Source organism: Streptomyces sp. NPDC097617 (genome assembly GCF_044761485.1).
GTDB lineage: Bacteria > Actinomycetota > Actinomycetes > Streptomycetales > Streptomycetaceae > Streptomyces.
In genome coordinates this window covers 199,941-220,149 of sequence record NZ_JBIWCL010000011.1, presented here as the reverse complement: position 1 = coordinate 220,149, position 20,209 = coordinate 199,941, and the positions used below count along the sequence as shown (strand labels likewise).

General features: G+C 72.9%; 3 protein-coding genes. All 3 read right to left on the bottom strand.

What is annotated here, in order from left to right:
- Positions 1-138: 138 nt before the first annotated feature.
- Genes ACIQZO_RS20075 through ACIQZO_RS20065 form a run of 3 tightly spaced genes read right to left on the bottom strand, consistent with a single transcriptional unit; the run spans position 139 to position 20,208 of the window.
- Positions 139-1,350, bottom strand: coding sequence for a cytochrome P450 (locus tag ACIQZO_RS20075; RefSeq protein ID WP_403627789.1), 1,212 nt, complete (start codon positions 1,348-1,350; stop codon positions 139-141).
- A gap of 46 nt (positions 1,351-1,396) precedes the next feature.
- Positions 1,397-2,629 carry a cytochrome P450 gene (locus ACIQZO_RS20070; protein ID WP_403627787.1) on the bottom strand — a complete coding sequence of 411 codons (1,233 nt, stop codon included), beginning with the start codon at positions 2,627-2,629 and terminating at the stop codon, positions 1,397-1,399.
- Positions 2,630-2,631: 2 nt separating this feature from the next.
- Positions 2,632-20,208: an amino acid adenylation domain-containing protein gene (locus ACIQZO_RS20065; protein ID WP_403627785.1), complete on the bottom strand. Its 17,577-nt coding sequence runs from the start codon at positions 20,206-20,208 to the stop codon at positions 2,632-2,634.
- Position 20,209 lies beyond the last annotated feature (1 nt).

Sequence of the window (20,209 nt, the reverse complement as noted above, 5' to 3'; positions counted from 1 at the left end):
CGGATCCGCAGGGGGTCCGGATCCGGGCCGCCGGTGTTCGGGGCGGTCCGGGCCGCCGGCGTTCGGGGCGGTCCGGGCCGCCGGCGTTCGGGGCGGTCCCGGCCGCCGGCGTTCGGGGCGGTCCGGGCCGCCGGCGTTCTAGTCGACCCGGATCGGCAGCTTCCAGACCCCGGTGAACTCCGGGGAGGTGAGGAAGGTCGGCTTCTGCTCCGGGTCCACGCGCAGCTTCGGGAAGCGGTCGAACAGGATGTTCATGGCCACCCGGCCCTCCAGCCGCGCCAGTGGGGCGCCGAGGCAGAAGTGGATGCCCCGGCCGAAGCCGATCTGCGGGTTGGGGTTGCGGGCCGGGTCGAAGACGTCCGGGTTCTCGAACACCCGGGGGTCGCGGTTGGCGGCCGAGAACCACACCTCCAGGACGTCGCCCTCGGGCACCGTCACCCCGCCGATCTCCACGTCGCGCGTGGTGACCCGGTAGCCCGCCGCGAGGGGGCTCAGGTAGCGCAGCGACTCCTCCAGCAGGGTGGGCACCAGCGACCGGTCGCCGCGCACCCGTTCGTCGACGTCCGGGAAGGCGTCCAGGCACAGGATGGTGTTGCCCAGCAGCATGGTGGTGGTGATGTGGCCGGCCGAGATCAGCAGGTTGGCGAAGTTGACGATCTGCCGGTCGGTCAGCCGCTCCCCGTCGACCTCCGCCTCGCAGAGCCGGGACAGCAGGTCGTCCTGCGGTTCGGCGCGCCGCTGGGTGACCAGCTCCAGGATGTAGAAGCCCATCGCCATGGCGGCTTCGGCCTGGGTGTCGAGGGACTCCTCCTGCGCCTGGTCGCCCTGGTGGGTGGTGAGCTGGGCGCTCGCCATCAGGGACTGGTCCGCCCACTCCTTGAGGAGGTCGCGGTCCTCGCGCGGGATCCCGAGCATGTCGCAGATGACGATCACGGGCAGCGGGTAGGCGAGCGCCTCCGCGAGGTCGAAGGTGTCGCCCTCGATCTCGTCGAGGAGCTCGTGGGTGAGGGCGGTGATGCGCGATTCGAGCTCGGCCACCATCTTCAGGGTGAAGGTGCGGCCCACCAGCTTGCGCAGCTGCTGGTGCTCCGGCGGGTCCGCCTGGGTCAGGTTTCCGTCGAAGGCGACGGCGGCCTGCTCGGGGCTGACGTAGCGCGCGGCCACCGCCGAGGAGTAGGTCGCGGGATCGCTGAGGATCTCCAGGGTCTCCGGATATCCGTAGACGTGCCACATGCCGACCTCGGGGTCGTACACCACCGGCTTCTCCGGCCGGATCCCGCGCAGCCAGAAATGCCGCGGGTGCATCTCCCACTTGGCCCACTTGTCGGCGGGGTTGGTCGTGGTGCTCATCGGGGGTCTCCTTCGGCGGCCCGGCCACGGGCTTCGGGTCGGGGCCTCATCGGACGAGGAGCGGGAGCTCCGAGGTGGAGATGACGTGGGGCAGCGGCAGGAAGGTCGGCGGGTTGTCCGGGTCCGTCCGCAGCTTCGGGAAGCGGTCCAGCAGGATGTCCGTCGCGATCCGGCCCTCCATCCGGGCCAGCGGCGCGCCGAGGCAGAAGTGGATGCCCCGGCCGAAGCCGATGTGCGGATTGGGGTCGCGGGTCGGGTCGAAGACGTCCGGGTTCTGGAACACCCGGGCGTCGCGGTTGGCCGCCGAGAGCGAGATGGCGACGAGCTGCCCAGGGTGGACCTTGACGCCGGCGAGCTCGCCCTCGGCGACGCAGGCCTTGTAGGCCGTCGCGATCGGGCTCAGGTAGCGCAGCGACTCCTCGATGAGCCCGGGGGTCAGCTCCGGGTTCCCGCGTACCGCGGCCAGGTGGCGCGGGTAGCGGTCCAGGCACAGCAGGGTGTTGCCGAGCAGGGCGCTGGTGGTGGCGTGGCCGACGACGAGCAGCTCGTTGGCGAAGTTCACCACCGCGTTGTCGCTGAGCCGTTCGCCGTCGACCTCCGCCTCGACCAGCTTGGTCAGCAGGTCCTCACGGGGCTTGATCCGGCGTTCGGCGGCGTGCTCGCGCAGGTACTGGAACATCTCCGGGACGACGCGCATGGCGGCCTGGGCGTCGACGTCCTCGTCCAGGTCGCGGTCGCCGGAGGTGAGGGCGACCGCGCTGTGGGCCATCCGGTCGACCCAGGTCTTGAACAGGTCGCGGTCGCTCTGCGGTACGCCGAGCAGCTCGGAGATGACGATGATCGGCATCGGGTAGGCGAGGTCGTCGACCATCTCGATGCTGTCCTGGTCGGACACCTGGTCGAGCAGCTCGTGGGTGATCTCGACCATCCGCGGCTCCAGGGCCGCGACCATCCCGCGGGTGAACGCCTTGCTGATGATCTTGCGCAGCTTGGTGTGGTCCGGAGGGTCGGACTGGAGCAGGGTGCCGTCGCTGAACTCCGGGTCGATCTCCACGTCGCCGGCGATCAGTTCGGCGACGTCGCTGGAGTACGTGCCCGGATTGCCGACGACCTCCAGCACCTCCTTGTACCCGTACACGTTGACGATGCCGTAGCCGTTGACCTCGACCGGGTGCTCGGGCTTCTCGCCCCGCATCCAGAAGAACTCCGGGTTGATGCCCAGGTCGTCGACGAAGGCCGCAGCTTCCGTCCGGTCCGTGCCGGCGGATGTCCCGGTCATGGTCAGTTCCCCTCGAGGTGCAGGTTGATGATGCGGGCGATCTCGGCCGCGGGCCGGGCCTTCGGCATGCCCATGTGCGTGGCGTCGACGTCGTACTCGTGGACGGTTCCGCCGATGTGCGGGGCCCAGATGGCGGCGTAGGACTCGTCCGGGTTCTGCGTCGCGTTGAAGAACACGGCGTCGCCGTCGTAGACCGGCGAGTCCCACTCCAGGAGCATCTCGGCGTGCGACTTGAAGAGGTGGCTGCCGTTCTCCACCAGCGCCTCGCGGTCCTCGTCCACGCCGGAGCCGATGAAGAACTCCTTGAAGAACTCGCGGACCTCCGGCATGTTCACCGGGTCCTCGATGTGCCGGAACCAGGCGCTGGGCGGGCTGTCCATGAGGGCGAGCAGCGCCACCTGGTGTCCGCGCCGCTTCAGTTCCGCGGCGAGGGCGTGGGCGTAGGTGCCGCCCGTGGAGTGGCCCACCAGGTGGTACGGGCCGTCCGGCTGGACGGCGAGGATCTGCTCCAGGTAGTCGTCGAGCATGGCCCGGGTGGACTCGGCCCGGCCCGTGCCGTCGAAGCCGCGGCCCTGGATGCCGTACACCGGCCGGTCGCCGAGGAGCTGCGCGAGGCCCACGTAGGACCAGCACAGTCCGACGCCCGGGTGGATGAACCACAGGGGCGGCTTGCCGCCCTCGGTCCGCATCGGGAGGACCACCGCGAACGGGTCGGCGAACACCGGCGCCTGGCTGGTCTTGACCTGGGCCTCCAGGTACTCGGCCAGCTTCGCCACGGTGGTGGCGCCGAACATCACGCGGATCGGGACCTTGGCCCCGAGGACCGCGCGGATCCGGCTGATGAGGCGGGTCAGGCGCAGCGAGTGGCCGCCGAGGTCGAAGAAGTCGTCGTCGATGCCGACCTTCTCCAGTTCGAGCGCCTCGGCGAACAGCTTCGCCAGCGTGGTCTCCAGCGGGTTGCGCGGTGCCCGGTAGTCGGCTCCGCCCTTGAACTCCGGGTCGGGCAGGGCCTCGCGGTCCAGCTTGCCGTTCGGGGTGAGCGGCAGCTGCTCCAGCGTCACGAAGGCGGACGGGACCATGTACTCCGGCATCCGGCTGGTCAGGTGCTTGCGCAGGTCCTCGGCCACCACGCTCTCGCCCGCCGCGGGGATGACGTAGGCGACGAGCTGCTTGTCGCCGGCCAGGTTGTCCCGGGCGGTCACGACGCCGTGGTCCACGGCCGGGTGGGCCGTCAGCGCGGTCTCGATCTCGCCGAGTTCGATGCGGAACCCGCGGATCTTGATCTGGTGGTCGGTGCGGCCGCGGAAGACCAGCTCGCCGTCCCCGGTCCACTCGACCAGGTCGCCGGTACGGTACATCCGCTCGCCGCGCTCCCCGAACGGGCAGGCCACGAACCGCTGGGCGGTCAGCTCCGACCGGCCCAGGTAGCCGCGGGTCAGCCCCGCTCCGGCGATGTACAGCTCGCCGGGTACGCCCGGCAGGACCGGCCGCAGCGCCGAGTCCAGGACGTAGACCCGGGTGTTGCGGATCGGGCGGCCGACGGTCACGGGGGCGTCGGCGAGCAGTTCGCTCACCGTGGCGCCGACGGTGGTCTCCGTCGGGCCGTAGCCGTTGAACATCCGGCGGCCGGCCGACCAGGTGGCCACCAGCTCCGGCGAGGTGGCCTCACCGGCCACCATCAGGGACCGGACGGTGGACAGCGAGCCCGCCGGCATGGCGGCGAGCACCGTGGGCGTCAGGATCGCGTGGGTCACCGCGAACGCGTCGGCGGTCTCGGCGAGCGGGGCCCCCGGGGCGAGCCGGTCGGGGTCCGCCATGACCAGGGCGCCCCCGGCGAACAGGGACATGCACATCTCGCCGACGGAGATGTCGAAGCTCGGCGAGGCGAACTGCAGGACCCGGCTGTCGGCGGTGATGCCGAGCAGTTCGGTCACCTCGGCGACCATGTTGGCGAAGCCGGTGTGCGTGACGGCCACGCCCTTGGGGCGGCCTGTGGAGCCCGAGGTGTAGATGACGTAGGCCGTGTTGGCCACCACGAGCGGGATCGGCGGGCGCGCGCCCGCCGGTACGTCGCCGTCCGTCGCCGCCAAGGCCGCGGCGAGCTCCGGGGCGTCCAGGTTCAGCAGCTCCGAGGGCAGGTCCGGCAGCCGGTCCACCGTGGCGCCGTCGGTCAGGATCAGCCCGGTCGCCGAGTCCTCGACCATGTACGTGAGCCGGTCGGCCGGGTAGGCCGGGTCCAGCGGCAGGTAGGCGCCGCCCGCCTTCATCACGGCGAGGACCGCGACCGGCCACTGCGGCGAGCGCCGCAGGGCCACGCCCACGACCGTCTCCGGTCCGACGCCCCGCTCGACGAGGATCCGCGCCAGCCGGTCGGCCCGCGCGTCCAGTTCCCCGTAGGTCACCTTCTCGTCCTCGAAGAGGACGGCGACGGCGTCCGGGGCCTCGGCCGCCTTCCGCTCGAACAGCGCGGGCAGGGTCAGCGCCGGGGTCTCGGTCCGCGTCCGGTTGAAGGCGAGCAGGAGCCGCTCGCGCTCGGCCTCGTGCAGGACGTCCAGCGCGCCCACCGGGATCTGCGGGTCGGCGATCAGCTGCCGCAGGATGTGCAGCACCCGCTCCGCGATCCGCTCCACGCTCTCCGCGGCGATGGCCTGCCGCTGGTACTGCAGGATCATGCGCAGGTAGGGCTCGGCGTCGGCCGCCAGGCCCACCATGTAGGCGGCGCCGGCGGACGGGCGGATCCCGGTGAACGAGACTCCCGCCGCCGTGTTGGCCGCGCCCAGCGCCTCCTTGTCGACCGGGAAGGACTGGAACAGCACGATGGTGTTGAAGAGTTCCTTCAGGCCTGCCTCGCGCTGGATGCGGTGGAGTCCGAAGTGGTGGTGGTCCAGCAGGGCGGTCTGGCGCTCCTGGAGGTTCTTCAGCACCTGGCCGAGGGTCTCGCTCGGCGCGTACTCGGCGCGGATGGGAAGGGAGTTGACGAACAGACCCACCATCTGGTCGACGCCGGCCACCTCCGCCGGGCGGCCGGAGACGGTGGTTCCGAAGATCACGTCCCGCTTTCCGGTGAGCTGGCCGAGCATCAGCGCCCATACGCCCTGGACCAGGGTGCCCATGGACACGCCCAGTTCGGCGGCGCGCTTCTTCAGGGCGCGGGCCTCGTCCAGCGGCAGCGGGATGTCGACCTGCCCGACGCGGGCGTCCTCGCCGGCGTCCACCGGGGGCTCGGAGGTGAGCAGGGTGGGCTCACTGACGCCCTCCATCTCCTTGGCCCAGGCAGCCGCGGCCGCCTTGTCGTCCCGCCGGGACAGCCAGCGCAGGAACTCCCGGTACTCGGGTACGCGCGGCTGCTCGCAGGCGTCGCCCTCGGACGCGTACAGGTACGCGAGGTCCCGTACGAGCAGCGGGAACGACCAGCCGTCGAAGAGCGCGTGGTGCACGGTCAGCACCAGTTCGGAGGTCTCCGCGGCCAGCTGGACCAGCGAGGCCCGCAGCATCGGCGGCTTCGCCGGGTCGAACTGCGCGTAGTGGTCCTCTGCGAGGATCCGCTCCAGTCCCTCCTCGCGGGCCGCGTCGTCGAGTCCGCGCAGGTCGGCGACCCGCCAGGGTAGTTCGACGCGGTCGAGGACCAGCTGGGTGAGGTCCCCGTTCGCGTCGGTGACGAAGGCGGTGCGCAGGTTGGCGTACCGGTCGAGGAGCGCCTGCGCCGCCACCCGCATCCGGGCCGCGTCGACCTGGCCCTGGACGTGGAAGGCCACCTGCACGATGTGCGGGTCGAAGGCGTTCTCCTCCAGGCGCATGGTCTCGAAGAGCAGACCGAACTGGAGGGGGGTCAGCGGCCAGACATCGGCCAGACCCGGGTACTGCGCCTCCCAGTTCTCGATCTCGCCCTGCGTCATGCGCACCAGCGGCACGTCGGAGGGCGTCAGGCCGCCGGCGCCGGGGGCGGTGGCGTGGTGGGCGAGGCCCTCCAGCGCACGGACCCACAGGTCGGTCAGTTCCTGGGCCTCGGCCTGCGCGAGCACGCCCGCCGGGTAGGAGACGCGGGCGTGGAACCGCGGGCCCCGGGCGGTGTCGGTGACGTAGGCGCTGATCTCGACCGTGGAGAGCGCGGGCATGTCCGCGTCCAGGTCGGCGGCGAGACCGAGCGCGTCGGCGGCCAGGTTCCAGCCGGCCGCCTGCCCGCCGTCGGACGTGTCGCCGGCGGCGACGCGTCCCAGGTAGTTGAAGGAGATCTGCGGGGTCGCGCGCCAGTCGAGCTCGGCGGCGGTGGACGGGTTGAGGTAGCGCAGGAGGCCGAAGCCGACGCCCTTGTCCGGGATGGACACGAGCTGTTCCTTGACCGTCTTGAGGACGGCGCCCGCGGCCGCGCCGCCGGCGAGGGCCTCCTGGACGTCGTGGCCGGCGAGGTCGAGCCGTACGGGGAACATGCTGGTGAACCAGCCGACCGTACGGGACAGGTCGGCGCCCGGCACGACCTGCTCCTCGCGGCCGTGGCCCTCCAGCCGGATCAGCGTCGAGGACTCCTCGACGCCCCGGTCGGTGCGCCACTGGGTCACCGCGAGGGCCAGGGCGGCCAGCAGACCGTCATTGACCCCGCCGTGGAAGGCGGTGGGCACCGCTGTCAGCAGTGCCTCGGAGACCGGCTCCGACAGCTCCAGGGAGACCGTCTCCACGGTGGACATGACGTCCACCGCGGGGTTCAGGGCCCGCGAGCCGAGCACCGGGTCGTTGCACTCCACGATCTCGGACCACTGGGCCAGTTCGGCGATGCGGTCGGGGTCGGAGGCCTCGTGGTGCAGTGCGTGCGCCCAGCGGCGGGCGGAGGTGCCGACCGCGGGCAGGCTCGGCGCGGAGCCCGCGGCGATCCGCTCCCACGCCGTGGCGAAGTCCGGGAGCAGGATGCGCCAGGACACGCCGTCGACGACCAGGTGGTGCAGGACCACCAGCAGTCGGCCGGCCCCGCGCTCCGGGGCGAACCAGACGAACTGGGCCATGGTGGCGGCGGACGGGTCCAGCCGGCCGGTCGCGGCGTCCAGTTCGGCGCGGGCCGTCTCCAGCCACGCCTCGTCCCACGTGCCGTCGCAGGGCACCCGCCGGACCAGCGGGGCCACATCGACCGTACCGGGGGCGGAGATCTCCAGGCTGCCGGCCCCGTCGAGGACGAGGCGGGAGCGCAGGACGTCGTGGTGGTCGAGGACCGCGGTCAGTACGGCGTTCAGCCCGTCCGCGTCGATGCCGGCCGGCAGGTCGAGCGCCGCGGACATCGAGAACCGGTTGAAGCTGCTGCCGAGTTCGAGCATGTACTTCGCGATGGGCGGCAGCGGCATGAAGCCGGTGCCGCCGCCCGCCAGCTCAGCCAGGACGGGTCCGAGGTTCTCGCTGCCCGCGGCGGCGGCCAGCTCGGCCACCGTCCGCAGCTCGAAGATCTGCCGCGGGTTGACGACGACGCCCTGCGCCTTGGCGCGGGAGACGATCTGGATGGAGCGGATGCTGTCGCCGCCGATGGCGAAGAAGTCGTCGTCGATGCCGACCCGGTCGAGGCCGAGCACCTCGCGGTAGACGCCCGCGAGCACTTCCTCGGTGCGGCCGCGCGGGGCGCGGTAGCTCTCCCCGGTGAAGTCCGGCTCGGGCAGGGCCGCGCGATCCAGCTTTCCGTTGGGGGCCAGCGGCAGCCGGTCCAGCGGTACGAGCACCGCCGGAACCATGAACTCGGGAAGCCGGCCGGTGATGAAGCGGCGCAGCTCCCGCATGGTGGTGCCGGAGGTCATGTCGGCCTCGAAGCGGCCCTGCGCGTCGACCTGGCCGCCGGAGTCCGGGGAGGCGACCACGTAGCCGACGAGGCGCTTGGCCCCGTCGGGGCCGGTCTGGCCGGTCACCACGGCGTGCTCCACGCCGGGGTGGGCCGTCAGGGCGGCCTCGATCTCGCCGGGCTCGATGCGGAACCCGCGGATCTTGAGCTGGGCGTCGCCGCGGCCGATGTACTCCAGCTGCCCGTCGGCCCGCCAGCGGGCCAGGTCGCCGGTGCGGTACATCCGCGAGCCGGGCGCACCGTACGGGTCGGCGACGAAGCGCTCGGCGGTCAGGGCGGCGCGGCCGTGGTAGCCGCGGGAGACGTTGCCCGCCACGTAGAGCTCGCCCACGGCGCCGACGGGCACCGGGCCGAGGCCCGCGCCCAGGACGTACGCGCGCATGTTGCCGAGCGGCGCGCCGATCGGGGCGGTGTGCGCGGAGTCCCACTCCTCGTCGGCCGGCAGCGCGAAGGTGCTGGCGTAGAAGCTCTCGGTCTGGCCGTAGGCGTTGACGACCCGGACCCCCGGGACGGCCTCGCGCACCCGCCGGACCAGGGACGCGGGCAGCGCCTCGCCGGCGAACACCACCGCGTCCGCGGTGATCTTGCCGTTGACCTGGTCGAGGAGCTCGGCGAAGACCGAGGGGACCGTGCTGATCACGCCGCCGGTCCAGCCGCCCTGCTCGCCGATGACCAGGACGTCACGGGCCAGTTCGACCGTGCCTCCCGCCGTCAGCGTGGTGAAGACCTCGAAGACGGAGACGTCGAAGTTGACGGAGGCGCCGGCGAGCGTACGGGTGCCGGAGTTCACGCCGATCGTGGAGGCGAGCCGCAGCACGCCGTTGACCACGTTGGAGTGGGTGACGGTGACGCCCTTCGGCACGCCCGTCGAGCCGGAGGTGTACATGACGTACGCCGCGTGGTCCGGCAGCAGGGCCGCCGGCCGGCCGGCGTCGCCGAAGGGGGCCGTGGCGTCCCCGTGGTCACCGAGGGCCAGGTCACCGAGGTACAGGCGGGTGATCCCGGAGTCCGGCAGGACACCGGCGGTGGCCGCGTCCGTCAGGACCAGCCGCGGCCGCGCGTCGGCCAGGATGTGCTCCAGGCGCCGGCTCGGGTACTTGGGGTCGATCGGCAGGTAGGCGCCGCCCGCCTTCAGCACCGCCAGCAGGGCCGCGACGAGGTCCGTCGTACGCGGCAGGGCGACACCGACCACGGTCTCCGGGCCGACGCCGTGCCGGGTCAGCGCACGCGCCAGCCGGTTCGCCCGCTCGTCGAGCTCGCGGTAGGTCAGCGACTCCTCGCCGCAGACCAGCGCGACCGCGTCGGGCCGCTCGGCGGCCCGGAGCTCGAAGAGCGCGGGAACGCTCACCTCGGGGGTGGGCCGCTCGGTGGCGTTGAATCCGTGCAGCACGAGCTCGCGCTCCTCGGGCCGCACCAGCTCGACCGCGGCCACCCGCTGCCCGGGCGCGGCGGCCAGCAGGCCCACCACCCGTACGAAGCGGTCGGCGACCGCCTGGGCCGTCTCCCGGTCGAACAGGTCGGTGGCGTACTCCAGCAGGCCCACCACACCCATGCCGGGCAGGTCGGCCATGTTGAAGAACAGGTCGAACTTGGCGGTCTCGGTGCGGACCCGCTCGAACTCCACCCGCAGACCGGGCAGGGCGAAGTCCTTCCGGGCGAAGTTCTGCCAGGCGAACATCACCTGGAAGAGCGGGGAGTAGGCGGTGGACCGCTCCGGGTTCAGCACCTCCACCAGCCGCTCGAAGGGGACGTCCTGGTTGTCGTACGCGGCCAGGGACTTGCCCCGGACCCGCTCCAGCAGCTCCGTGAAGGCCGGGTTGCCGGACAGGTCGACGCGCAGCACCCAGGTGTTGACGAAGAAGCCGACCAGTTCGGCGAGGGCCTCGTCGGTGCGGTTGGCGATCGGGGAGCCGATCGTCAGGTCGTCGCCGCCGCCGAGCCCGTGCAGCAGCACCGCCAGGGCGGCCTGGAGCACCATCGAGGAGGTCGCACCGTGCCGGCGCGCCAGCTCCTCGACCGCGGCCGCCACCTCGGGGGCGAGGGCGAACTCCACGGCGTCGCCGCGGTGGGAGGCCTTGGCCGGGCGCGGGCGGTCGGAGGCGAGCTGCAGCGGCTGCGGCACACCGGCCAGCTCCTCGCGCCAGTAGCCCACCTGCGCGGCGAGCGCGCTGGCCGGGTCCTCCTCGTCGCCGAGCACCTCGCGCTGCCACAGCGTGTAGTCGACGTACTGGACCGGGAGCTCCGCCCACCTCGGGGCGCCGCCCTCCTTGCGGGCCGCGTACGCGGTGGCGAGGTCGCGGGCCAGCGGGGCCATGGAGGACCCGTCGCTCGCGATGTGGTGGATCAGCAGGACCAGGACGTGCTCCTCGGCTCCGAGGCGGAGCACGGGGGCCCGTACGGGGATCTCGGTGGCCAGGTCGAAGAGGTACGCCGAGGCCTCGGCCATGGCGTCGGCGAGTCCGCCACTCTCCACCTCCACGAGCGGGACGTGCAGTCGCGCCTCGTCGGCCGGCAGCACGCGCTGGGCCGGGACACCGTCGGCGTCCTCGACGATCAGCGTGCGCAGGCTCTCGTGGCGGGCCACGACATCGCGCAGCGCGGTCTCGAGCGCGGCCAGGTCCAGCTCGCCGGTCAGGCGGAGCGGGAAGGGGGCGTTGTACGTCGCCGAGGGGCCCTCGAAGCGGTCGATGAACCACAGGCGGCGCTGGGCGAAGGACAGCGGTACGGATTCCGGGCGCTCGGCCGTGCGGCGCAGCGGCGGCCGGACCGGAGCGCCCGCCGCGAGGTGCAGGGCCAGCTCCACGACGGTGGGCGCCTCGAACACGACCCGGATGGGCAGTTCGACGTCCAGGGCCTCGCGGATCCGGCTGACCAGGCGGGTGGCGAGCAGGGAGTGCCCGCCGAGGGCGAAGAAGTCGTCGTCGATGCCGACCCGGTCCAGGCCCAGCACCGCGGCGAACAGGCCGCACAGGACTTCTTCCTGCGGGGTGCGCGGGGCCCGGCCGGTGGCCGCGGCGGCGAAGTCCGGGGCGGGCAGGGCCCGCTGGTCCAGCTTGCCGTTCGGGGTCAGCGGCACCTCGGCGATGGCGACGACGGAGGACGGCACCAGGTGGTCGGGCAGCCGGTCCCCCAGGTAGTCGCGCAGGGCGCCGACCAGGGCGCCGATACGGCCCGCGGCGGCCGGCTCGTTGGCCAGCTGCCGGTCGGCCCGGCCGGACGGGGTGAACCCGCCGGTCAGGACCTGGTCCGTGACGGGCCCGGCCGGGAGGATCACCGCGTCGAAGCACTCGGCCGCGGCGGCCGACCAGGTGAGGACGACGCCCCAGCCGCGCTCGGCGGCCCACTCGCGCAGGTCCTGCGGGTCGAGGACCGGGCCCGCGGCGGCGGGTGCGGAGATCACACCGACCGCGGCGGCGGACTCGACCTCGTCGGCCAGCCGCGCGTTGGGGATGCGGGTGACGCGTACGGGCTGCTCGCCGTGGGCGCGGACCAGCTCCTCCAGGCCGAGGAAGTCCTCGACCTGGCGGCCCCAGGCCAGGGCCGGGACCTCGCTCAGCGGGAGCGCGGCCACGGGCGCCTTGTGCAGCAGGACCTCGTAGCGGTGGCGGGTCAGCTCGTTGTGCGGACGGCCGGCCTTGAGCCGGATGTCCACACCGCCGGCGCCGTGCCGCTCGGCCCACTTGGTGAACCACTCGGGGTCGAGGACGAGTTCCTTCTCCATCAGGATGGCGCGGGCGACCGCCGCGCGGCTCACCGAGGCGGAGGCCTCGGGGTGCAGGGCGCGCTGCACCCCGCTGCGGAAGAGCCGCAGGGTGGCGGCGTTGCGGACGTCACCGATCAGGATCCGGCCGCCGGGGGCCAGCAGTTCCATGGCGCCCGCCAGGACCAGGTCCATGTACTCGGCGTCGGGGAAGTACTGGACGACCGAGTTGATCACCACGAGGTCGAAGTGCTCGCGGGGCAGACCGGAGATGTCGTCACCGTTCTGGTGCCGCAGGTGCACCCGGTCGCCGAATCCGGTCTGGTCCACCTGCACGAGCAGCCGGTCGACGACCGCGGCCGACATGTCGGTGCCCCAGTACTCCTCCACCTGCCCGAGGGTCTGCGACATCAGCAGGCCGGTGCCGACGCCGATCTCCATCACACGGCGCGGGGACCAGTTCGTGATCTGCTCCACGGCGGCGTCGCGCCACACGGCCATCTCGTCGAGCGGGATCGGCAGGCCGCCGGTGTAGCTGGAGTTCCAGCCGGTGAAGTCCTCGCCCCAGCGGGCGTCGGACACGGCGTACAGGTCGTCGTAGATCTCCTCCCACTCGTCGACCTGCTCCGCGGCGCCCGAGGTGTCGGAGCCGTCCACGCGCGGGACCACGTAGCCGACGAGACGGCGTTCGCCGGTCCGGTCCTCGTTCCAGGTGACCACGGCCTGGGCCACACCGGGGTGCCCGGCCAGGGCGGCCTCGACCTCGGCGGGCTCGATGCGGAATCCGCGGATCTTGACCTGGGTGTCCACGCGGCCCCGGAAGACGAGTTCGCCGTCCGGGTTCCAGGCGACCACGTCGCCGGTGCGGTACATCCGCTCGCCGGGCTCGCCGAAGGGGGAGGCCACGAAGCGCTCGGAGGTCAGCGCGGAGCGGTGGGTGTAGCCGCGGGCCAGGCCGGCGCCCGCGATGTAGAGCTCTCCCGCAACGCCCGGGAGCACGGGGCGCAGGCCCGCGTCGAGGACGTAGACGCGCATGTTGTCCATCGGGCGGCCGATCGGGATCGGCTCGCCGACCCGCTCGGGGTCGGGCATGGGGTGGGTGGTGGCGAAGGTCGTGGTCTCGGTCGGGCCATAGCCGTCGACGACCTTGAGGCCGGGGCAGGCCCGCAGGGCGCGGCTCACCGAGGCCGGGGAGACGACGTCGCCGCCCGTCCACACCTCGCGGACGCCGGCGAAGCACTCCGGGTTCTCGTCGGCGATCACCTTGAACAGGCCGGCGGTCAGCCACAGCGCGGTGACCCGCTGCTCGGTGATGACCGCGGCCAGCGCGCCGGCGTCCAGCTTGCCGACGGGGGCGATCACGGAGGTGCCGCCGCCCAGCAGCGGGACCCACAGCTCGTAGGTGGAGGCGTCGAAGGACTGGGCGGAGTGCAGGAGGACCCGCTCGTGGGCGCCGCCGCGGTACTGGCGGTCCAGCGCCAGGCCGGACACGGACCGGTGGGTGACGCCGACGCCCTTGGGCACACCGGTGGAGCCGGAGGTGTACATGACGTACGCGAGCTGGTCCACGCGCTCGTGGGCGGCGGCCGGCAGGGCCTCCGCGCAGGCCCCGGCGACGGCGAGGGCCGTGTCCGCGTCGTCCAGGACCACGTACGGGCAGGTGCTGCCGGGCAGACCCGCGACGATCTCGGAGTCGGTCAGGAGCAGCGTCGGGGCGGCGTCGCCCAGCATGAACGCGATGCGCTCGGCCGGGTAGTCCGGGTCCACCGGCAGGTAGGCGCCGCCGGCCTTCAGGACCGCCAGCAGGGCCACGACCAGCTCCGGCGAGCGCGGCAGGGCCACGCCGACGACGGACTCCCGGCCGACGCCGCGCGCGGCGAGCAGGTGGGCCAGCCGGTTCGCCTCGGTGTCCAGCTCGCGGTAGGTCAGGGTGCGGCCGCCGGAGGCGACGGCGACGGCGTCCGGGGAGGCCGCGGCCCGCTCCTCGAAGAGGGCGGGGACGGTCCGCGGCGGGGCGGGCACGGCCGTGTCGTTGAACTCGCCCAGCAGCCGATCGCGTTCGGCGGACTCCAGCACGTGCACCGAGCCGACGCGGGCGTCCGGATCCGCCACGAGCTGCTGGAGGATCCGCGCGAAGCGGACGGCGATGCCCTCGACGGTCGCCGGGTCGAAGAGGTGGTGCTGGTACTGGAGCGCCACCCGCAGGTGCGGGTCGGCGAAGGCCATCACGACCAGCGGGTAGTGGGCGCCGCTGAGCGGGCTGATGCCGGTGACCGTGATGCCGGCGGCGGAGTTCGCCTCCTTGATGGCGACGCCGTCGATCGGGTACGACTCGAAGCCCACGAGGGTGTCGAAGAGGACGTTCAGCCCGACGGAGCGGTGGATGTCGAGCAGCCCGTGGTGGTGGTGGTCGAGCAGGGCGCTCTGCCGGTTCTGCAGGTCGCGCAGCAGCTCGCCCAGAGTGGCGCCGGGACCGCACTCGACGCGGACCGGAAGGGTGTTGATGAAGAGGCCGACCATCGAGTCCACGCCGGGGACGACGGGCGGACGGCCGGAGACGGTGGCTCCGAAGACCACGTCCTGGCGGCCGGTGAGTCCGGCGAGGACGAGCGCCCAGGTGCCCTGGACCAGGGTGTTGAGGGTGAGGCCCAGCTCGGCGGCGCGGCGGCCCAGTTCGCGGGCGTCGTCGGCGGACAGCGGGATGTCGATCTGGCCGATGCCGGCCGGGTCGGACGCGAGGGCCGCGTCGGGGGCGATCAGGGTCGGCGACTCGACGCCGGCGAGCTCGGCGGCCCAGGCGCGGGCCGAGGCCTCGCGGTCCTGGCCGGCCTGCCACACCAGGAAGTCGCGGTAGCCGGGTACGCGCGCCAGCGCGGACGCGTCGCCCTCGGATCCGTAGAGCCGCAGCAGGTCCTGCATGAGGACCGGGATCGACCAGCCGTCGAAGAGGACGTGGTGGGCGGTGAAGACCAGCTCCCAGCGGTCGGGGGCCAGCATGACCAGGGACATCCGCACGAGCGGGGCCCGGGTCAGGTCGAAGTGGGAGTCGTGGTCCTCGGCGAGGAAGCGCCCCAGCGCCTCCTCGCGGCCCTCCTCGCCGAACCCGCTGAGGTCGAGGTACTGCCAGGGCAGCTCCACGCGGTCCCGGACGACCTGCACCCGGTCCCCCGCCGCGTCGAATACGAAGGCGGCGCGGAGGTTCGCGTACCGGTCCAGGAGCGCCTGGCCGGCGGCGCGCATACGGGCGGGCTCCACTTCTCCGGAGAGGTGGAAGACCAACTGCATCTGGTAGGCGTCGAAGGTGGATCCGGCCAGCTGCGCGTGGAAGAGCAGGCCGTCCTGCATCGTGGTCAGCGGCCAGACGTCGGCCAGTCCCGGGTAGGTCTCCTCCCAGGCCTCGATCTCGGCCTGGGTCACCTGGACCAGCGGGACGTCCGAAGGGGTCAGACCGCCGGCGTCGGGCCGGGCGGCGTGCCGGGCCAGGGCCTGGAGCGCGGTGCTCCAGAGCTCGGCGAGCTCCTCGACGTCCTCCTTCGCGAGCAGGCCCGCGGGGAAGGCGAGGCGCGCGGTGAGCTCCGGACCCTGCTCGGTGTCGGTGACGAGCGCGCCCACGTCCAGCGTGCTCAGGGCGGGCATCCGCTCGTCCTGGTCGGCGATCAGGGCGGTGGTGCCCTCGGCGAGGGTCCAGCCCGGGCCGCGCAGGTGCTCGGGCGCGTCCGAGGAGGACGAGAAGCGGCCCAGGTAGTTGAAGCCGATCTGGCCGGCGGAGTACCGGCGCAGCACCTCGGCGGTCTGCGTGTTGAGGTGGCGCAGCAGGCCGTAGCCCACGCCCTTGTCCGGGAGGGACTGGAGCTGCTCCTTGACGGCCTTGACGGCGGCGCCGGCGGCCGGGCCGCCCGCGAAGGCGTCGTCGAGGTCGATCCCGGCGAGGTCGAGGCGGACCGGGAACATGGTGGTGAACCAGCCGACCGTGCGCGACAGGTCGGCGCCCGGGACCACGTCCTCCTCGCGGCCGTGGCCCTCGACCCGGATCAGGGCGGAGGACTCGTCGATGCCGCGGGCCCGGCGCCAGCGGGCGACGGCCAGCGTCAGCGCGGCGAGCAGGCCGTCGTTGACACCGCCGTGGAAGGCGGCGGGCAGGGTGGTCAGCAGGGCCTCTGTGACCGGGACCGGCAGCTTGAGCCAGGTGTGGTCCACCGTGGACATCACGTCGACGGCGGGGTCCGGGGCGCGCGAGCCCAGCAGCGGGTCGGGGCCGGCCACGACCGAACGCCACAGGGCGAGTTCGGCGACGCGCTCGGGCGAGGCGGCCTCCTCGGCCAGTGCGTGCGCCCAGCGGCGGGCCGAGGTGCCCACCTCGGGCAGCTCGGGGGTGCGGCCGTCCCTGACCTGCTCCCAGGCGGTGGCGAGGTCCGGCAGCAGGATGCGCCAGGACACGCCGTCGACCACGAAGTGGTGCAGGACCAGCAGCAGGCGTCCGGCGCCCTGCTCCGGGGCGAACCATACGAACTGCGCCATCGCGCCGGCCGCGGCGTCCAGCCGCCCGGTGGCGGCGTTCAGTTCGGTGGTGGCCCGCTCGAACCACTGCTCGTCCCAGTGGCCGTCGCACTCGATACGGTGGATCAGCGCGTCGGCGTCGACCGAGCCGGGGGCCTCGACCTGAAGGCCGGAGCGGTCGCCGGCGGTGTCGGCCGTGACCAGGCGGGAGCGCAGGATGTCGTGGCGGTCGAATACCGCGCCCAGGGTGGCCGCCAGGCCGGCCCGGTCGATGCCCTCGGGCAGGTCGACGGCCAGGGACATGGAGAACCGGTCGGTGCCCTCGCCGAGGTCCAGCAGGTACGCGCCGATCGGCGTCAGCGGCATCCACCCGGTGCCGGCGCCCTCCAGCTCCGGGAGGGCCGGGCCGGTGCCCGCCTCGATGCCCAGGACCGCGACGGCGGCCAGCTCGGCGACGGTGCGCTGGTCGAATATCTGGCGCGGGCTGACCTCCACGCCGGCGCCGCGGACGCGGGAGACGACCTGGATGGAGCGGATGCTGTCGCCGCCGATGGCGAAGAAGTCGTCGTCGATGCCGACCCGGTCGAGGCCGAGGACCTCGGCGTAGGCCGCGGCGAGCACCTCTTCCGCGGGGTTGCGCGGGGCCCGGTACTCGCCGCCGCTGAAGTCGGGCTCGGGCAGCGCCGCCAGGTCGAGCTTGCCGTTGGCGGTCAGCGGCAGCCGGCCCACCATGACGAAGACGGACGGGACCATGAACTCGGGCAGCCGGGCCGCGGCGAAGCGCCGCAGTTCGCGCACGGACACGCTCGTCGTCAGGTCGACGTCGAGGTCGGCGAGGCTGGCGACGGTGCCGAAGCCGCCCTGGTCGGCGTCGAGCGGGACCACGTGGCAGACGAGCTGCTTGCTGCCGCGGCCCTCGCGGATGGTGACCACGGCCTGGGCCACGCCCGGGTGCGCGGTCAGGACCGCCTCGATCTCGCCGGGCTCGATGCGGAAGCCGCGCACCTTCATCTGGGCGTCGTCGCGGCCCGCGTACTCCAGCTGTCCGGCGGCGTTCCAGCGCGCCAGGTCGCCGGTGCGGTACATGCGCGATCCGGCCGGCCCGAAGGGGTCGGCCACGAAGCGGTCGGCGGTCAGGGCGGTCCGGCCGAAGTAGCCGCGGCCGATCTCGCCGGCGACGTACAGCTCGCCCACCACGCCGGGCGCGACGGGCCGCAGGCCGGGGCCGAGGACGTAGGTGCGGACGTTGCCGAGCGGGGCTCCGACGGGGGCGCTGCCGGCGCCCTCCCACTCCTCGTCGGCGGGCAGCGAGAAGGTGGTGGCGTAGAAGGACTCGCTCTGGCCGTAGGCGTTGACCACGCGGACGCCGGGGACGGCCTCGCGGACGCGCTCCACCAGGGAGGTGGGCAGGGCCTCGCCGGCGAAGACCACGGTATCGACCTTGATGTGGCCGCTGACCTGGCCGAGCAGTTCCGCGAAGACGGAGGGGACGGTGCTGATCACGCCGCCGGTCCAGCCGCCGCGCTCGCCGATGACCAGTGCGTCGCGCACCAGTTCGACGATGCCGCCGGAGCAGAGGGTGGAGAAGATCTCGAAGACGGACACGTCGAAGTTGACCGAGGTGCCGGCGAGTACGCGGGTCCCCGCGCCGACGCCGATGGCCGAGGCCAGCCCCAGGATGTCGTTCACCACGTTGGCGTGGGTGATCGCCACACCCTTGGGGGTGCCTGTGGAGCCCGAGGTGTAGATGACGTACGCGACCTGGCCGGGCCGGCCCGCAGCGGCGGGGACGGGCTCCGCGTCCTGCGGGGCCCCGAGGTCGATGTCGCCCGCGAACAGCTGCGGGATCCGCGTGCGCGGCAGCACGCCCGCGGTCTGCTCGTCGGTCAGGATCAGCGCGGGCGCCGCGTCCTCGAGGATGAAGTCGAGCCGCCGGCTCGGGTATCTCGGGTCGATCGGCAGGTAGGCGCCGCCGGCCTTGAGCACGCCGAGCAGTCCGGCCACCAGGTCCGCCGTGCGCGGCAGGGCGACGCCCACGAGCGTCTCGGCGGTCACGCCGCGCTCCGTCAGTTCCCGCGCGATCCGCGAGGCCCGCGCGTCGAGTTCGCGGTAGGTGAGGGTCTCGTCCCCGGCCTCCAGCGCGACCGCGTCCGGGGTGGCCGCGACCTGCCGCTCGAAGAGCTCGGCGACCGTCACCTCGGGCAGCGCGACCGCGGTGTCGTTGAACTTCCGTACGACCGTGTCCAGTTCGGCTGCATCGAGGACGGGCGCCAGGGCGACCGGCCGCTCCGGGTGCGCGACGACCTCGCGGATGACCCGCAGGTAGCGGTCGACGACGGACTGCGCGGTGGCGCGGTCGAACAGGTCGGTCGCGTACTCCAGGTAGCAGAGCATGCCGGGACCGGTGGGGTCCGAGAAGTAGTTGAACTCCAGGTCGAACTTGGCCGTCGGGGTGGCGAGCACCTCGAAGCGCGCCCGCTCCAGACCCGGCAGCTCCAGGTCGATCCAGGCGTCGTTCTCCCAGGTGAACATGACCTGGAAGAGCGGGTGGTAGGCGGTGGAGCGCTCCGGGTTCAGGACCTCCACCAGGTGCTCGAAGGGGGCGTCCTGATTGTCGTAGGCGGTCAGCGCCTTCTGGCGCACCTGCTCCAGCACCCGGTCGAAGCTCGGGGCGCCCGAGAGGTCCGTACGCAGGACCCAGGTGTTGACGAAGAAGCCGACCAGGTCGGCGAGTTCGTCGTCGGTACGGCCGGCGACGGTGGAGCCGATGGCGATGTCCTGGCCGGCGCCCAGGTGCTGGAGCACCACGGCGAGGGCGGCCTGGAGGACCATCGGGACGGTCATGTCCCGCTCGCGTCCCACGGCCTCGACGGCCGCCAGCAGCCCGGCGTCGATGGGGAAGCCGACCGTGTCGCCGCGGTGGCTGGCCACCGGCGGGCGCGGGCGGTCCGTGGACAGGCGCAGCGGTGTCGGTACGCCCTGCAGCTCGTCCTGCCAGTAGCGGACCTGTGTGGAGACGACGCTCTCGGGGTCCTTCTCGTCACCGAGCAGCTCGCGCTGCCACAGCGTGTAGTCGACGTACTGCACGGGCAGGTCCGCCCACTGCGGGGCCCGGCCGCCGAGGCGCGCGGTGTACGCGGTGGCCAGGTCGCGGGAGAGCGGCTCCATCGACTCGCCGTCGCTGGCGATGTGGTGGACCAGCAGGAGCAGGACGTGGTCCCGCTCGCCGGTGCGCAGCAGGGTGGCGCGGACCGGTATCTCCGCCGACAGGTCGAAGGTGTACTGCGCCGCCTCGAAGACGGCCTCGTCCACCGCTTCGGGAGAGACCTCCACGAGCGGTACATCGAGCAGGGCCGCGTCCACCGGCAGCACCTGCTGCGAGGGGACGCCCTGCTCGTCCATCACGATGAGCGTACGAAGGCTCTCGTGCCGTGCCACGACATCGCGCACCGCCGACTGCAGGGCAGTCCGGTCCAGCTCGCCGGTCAACCGCACGAGGAAGGGGACGTTATAGGTGGCCGACGGTCCCTCGAATCGGTCGATGAACCACAACCGACGCTGTGCGAACGACAAC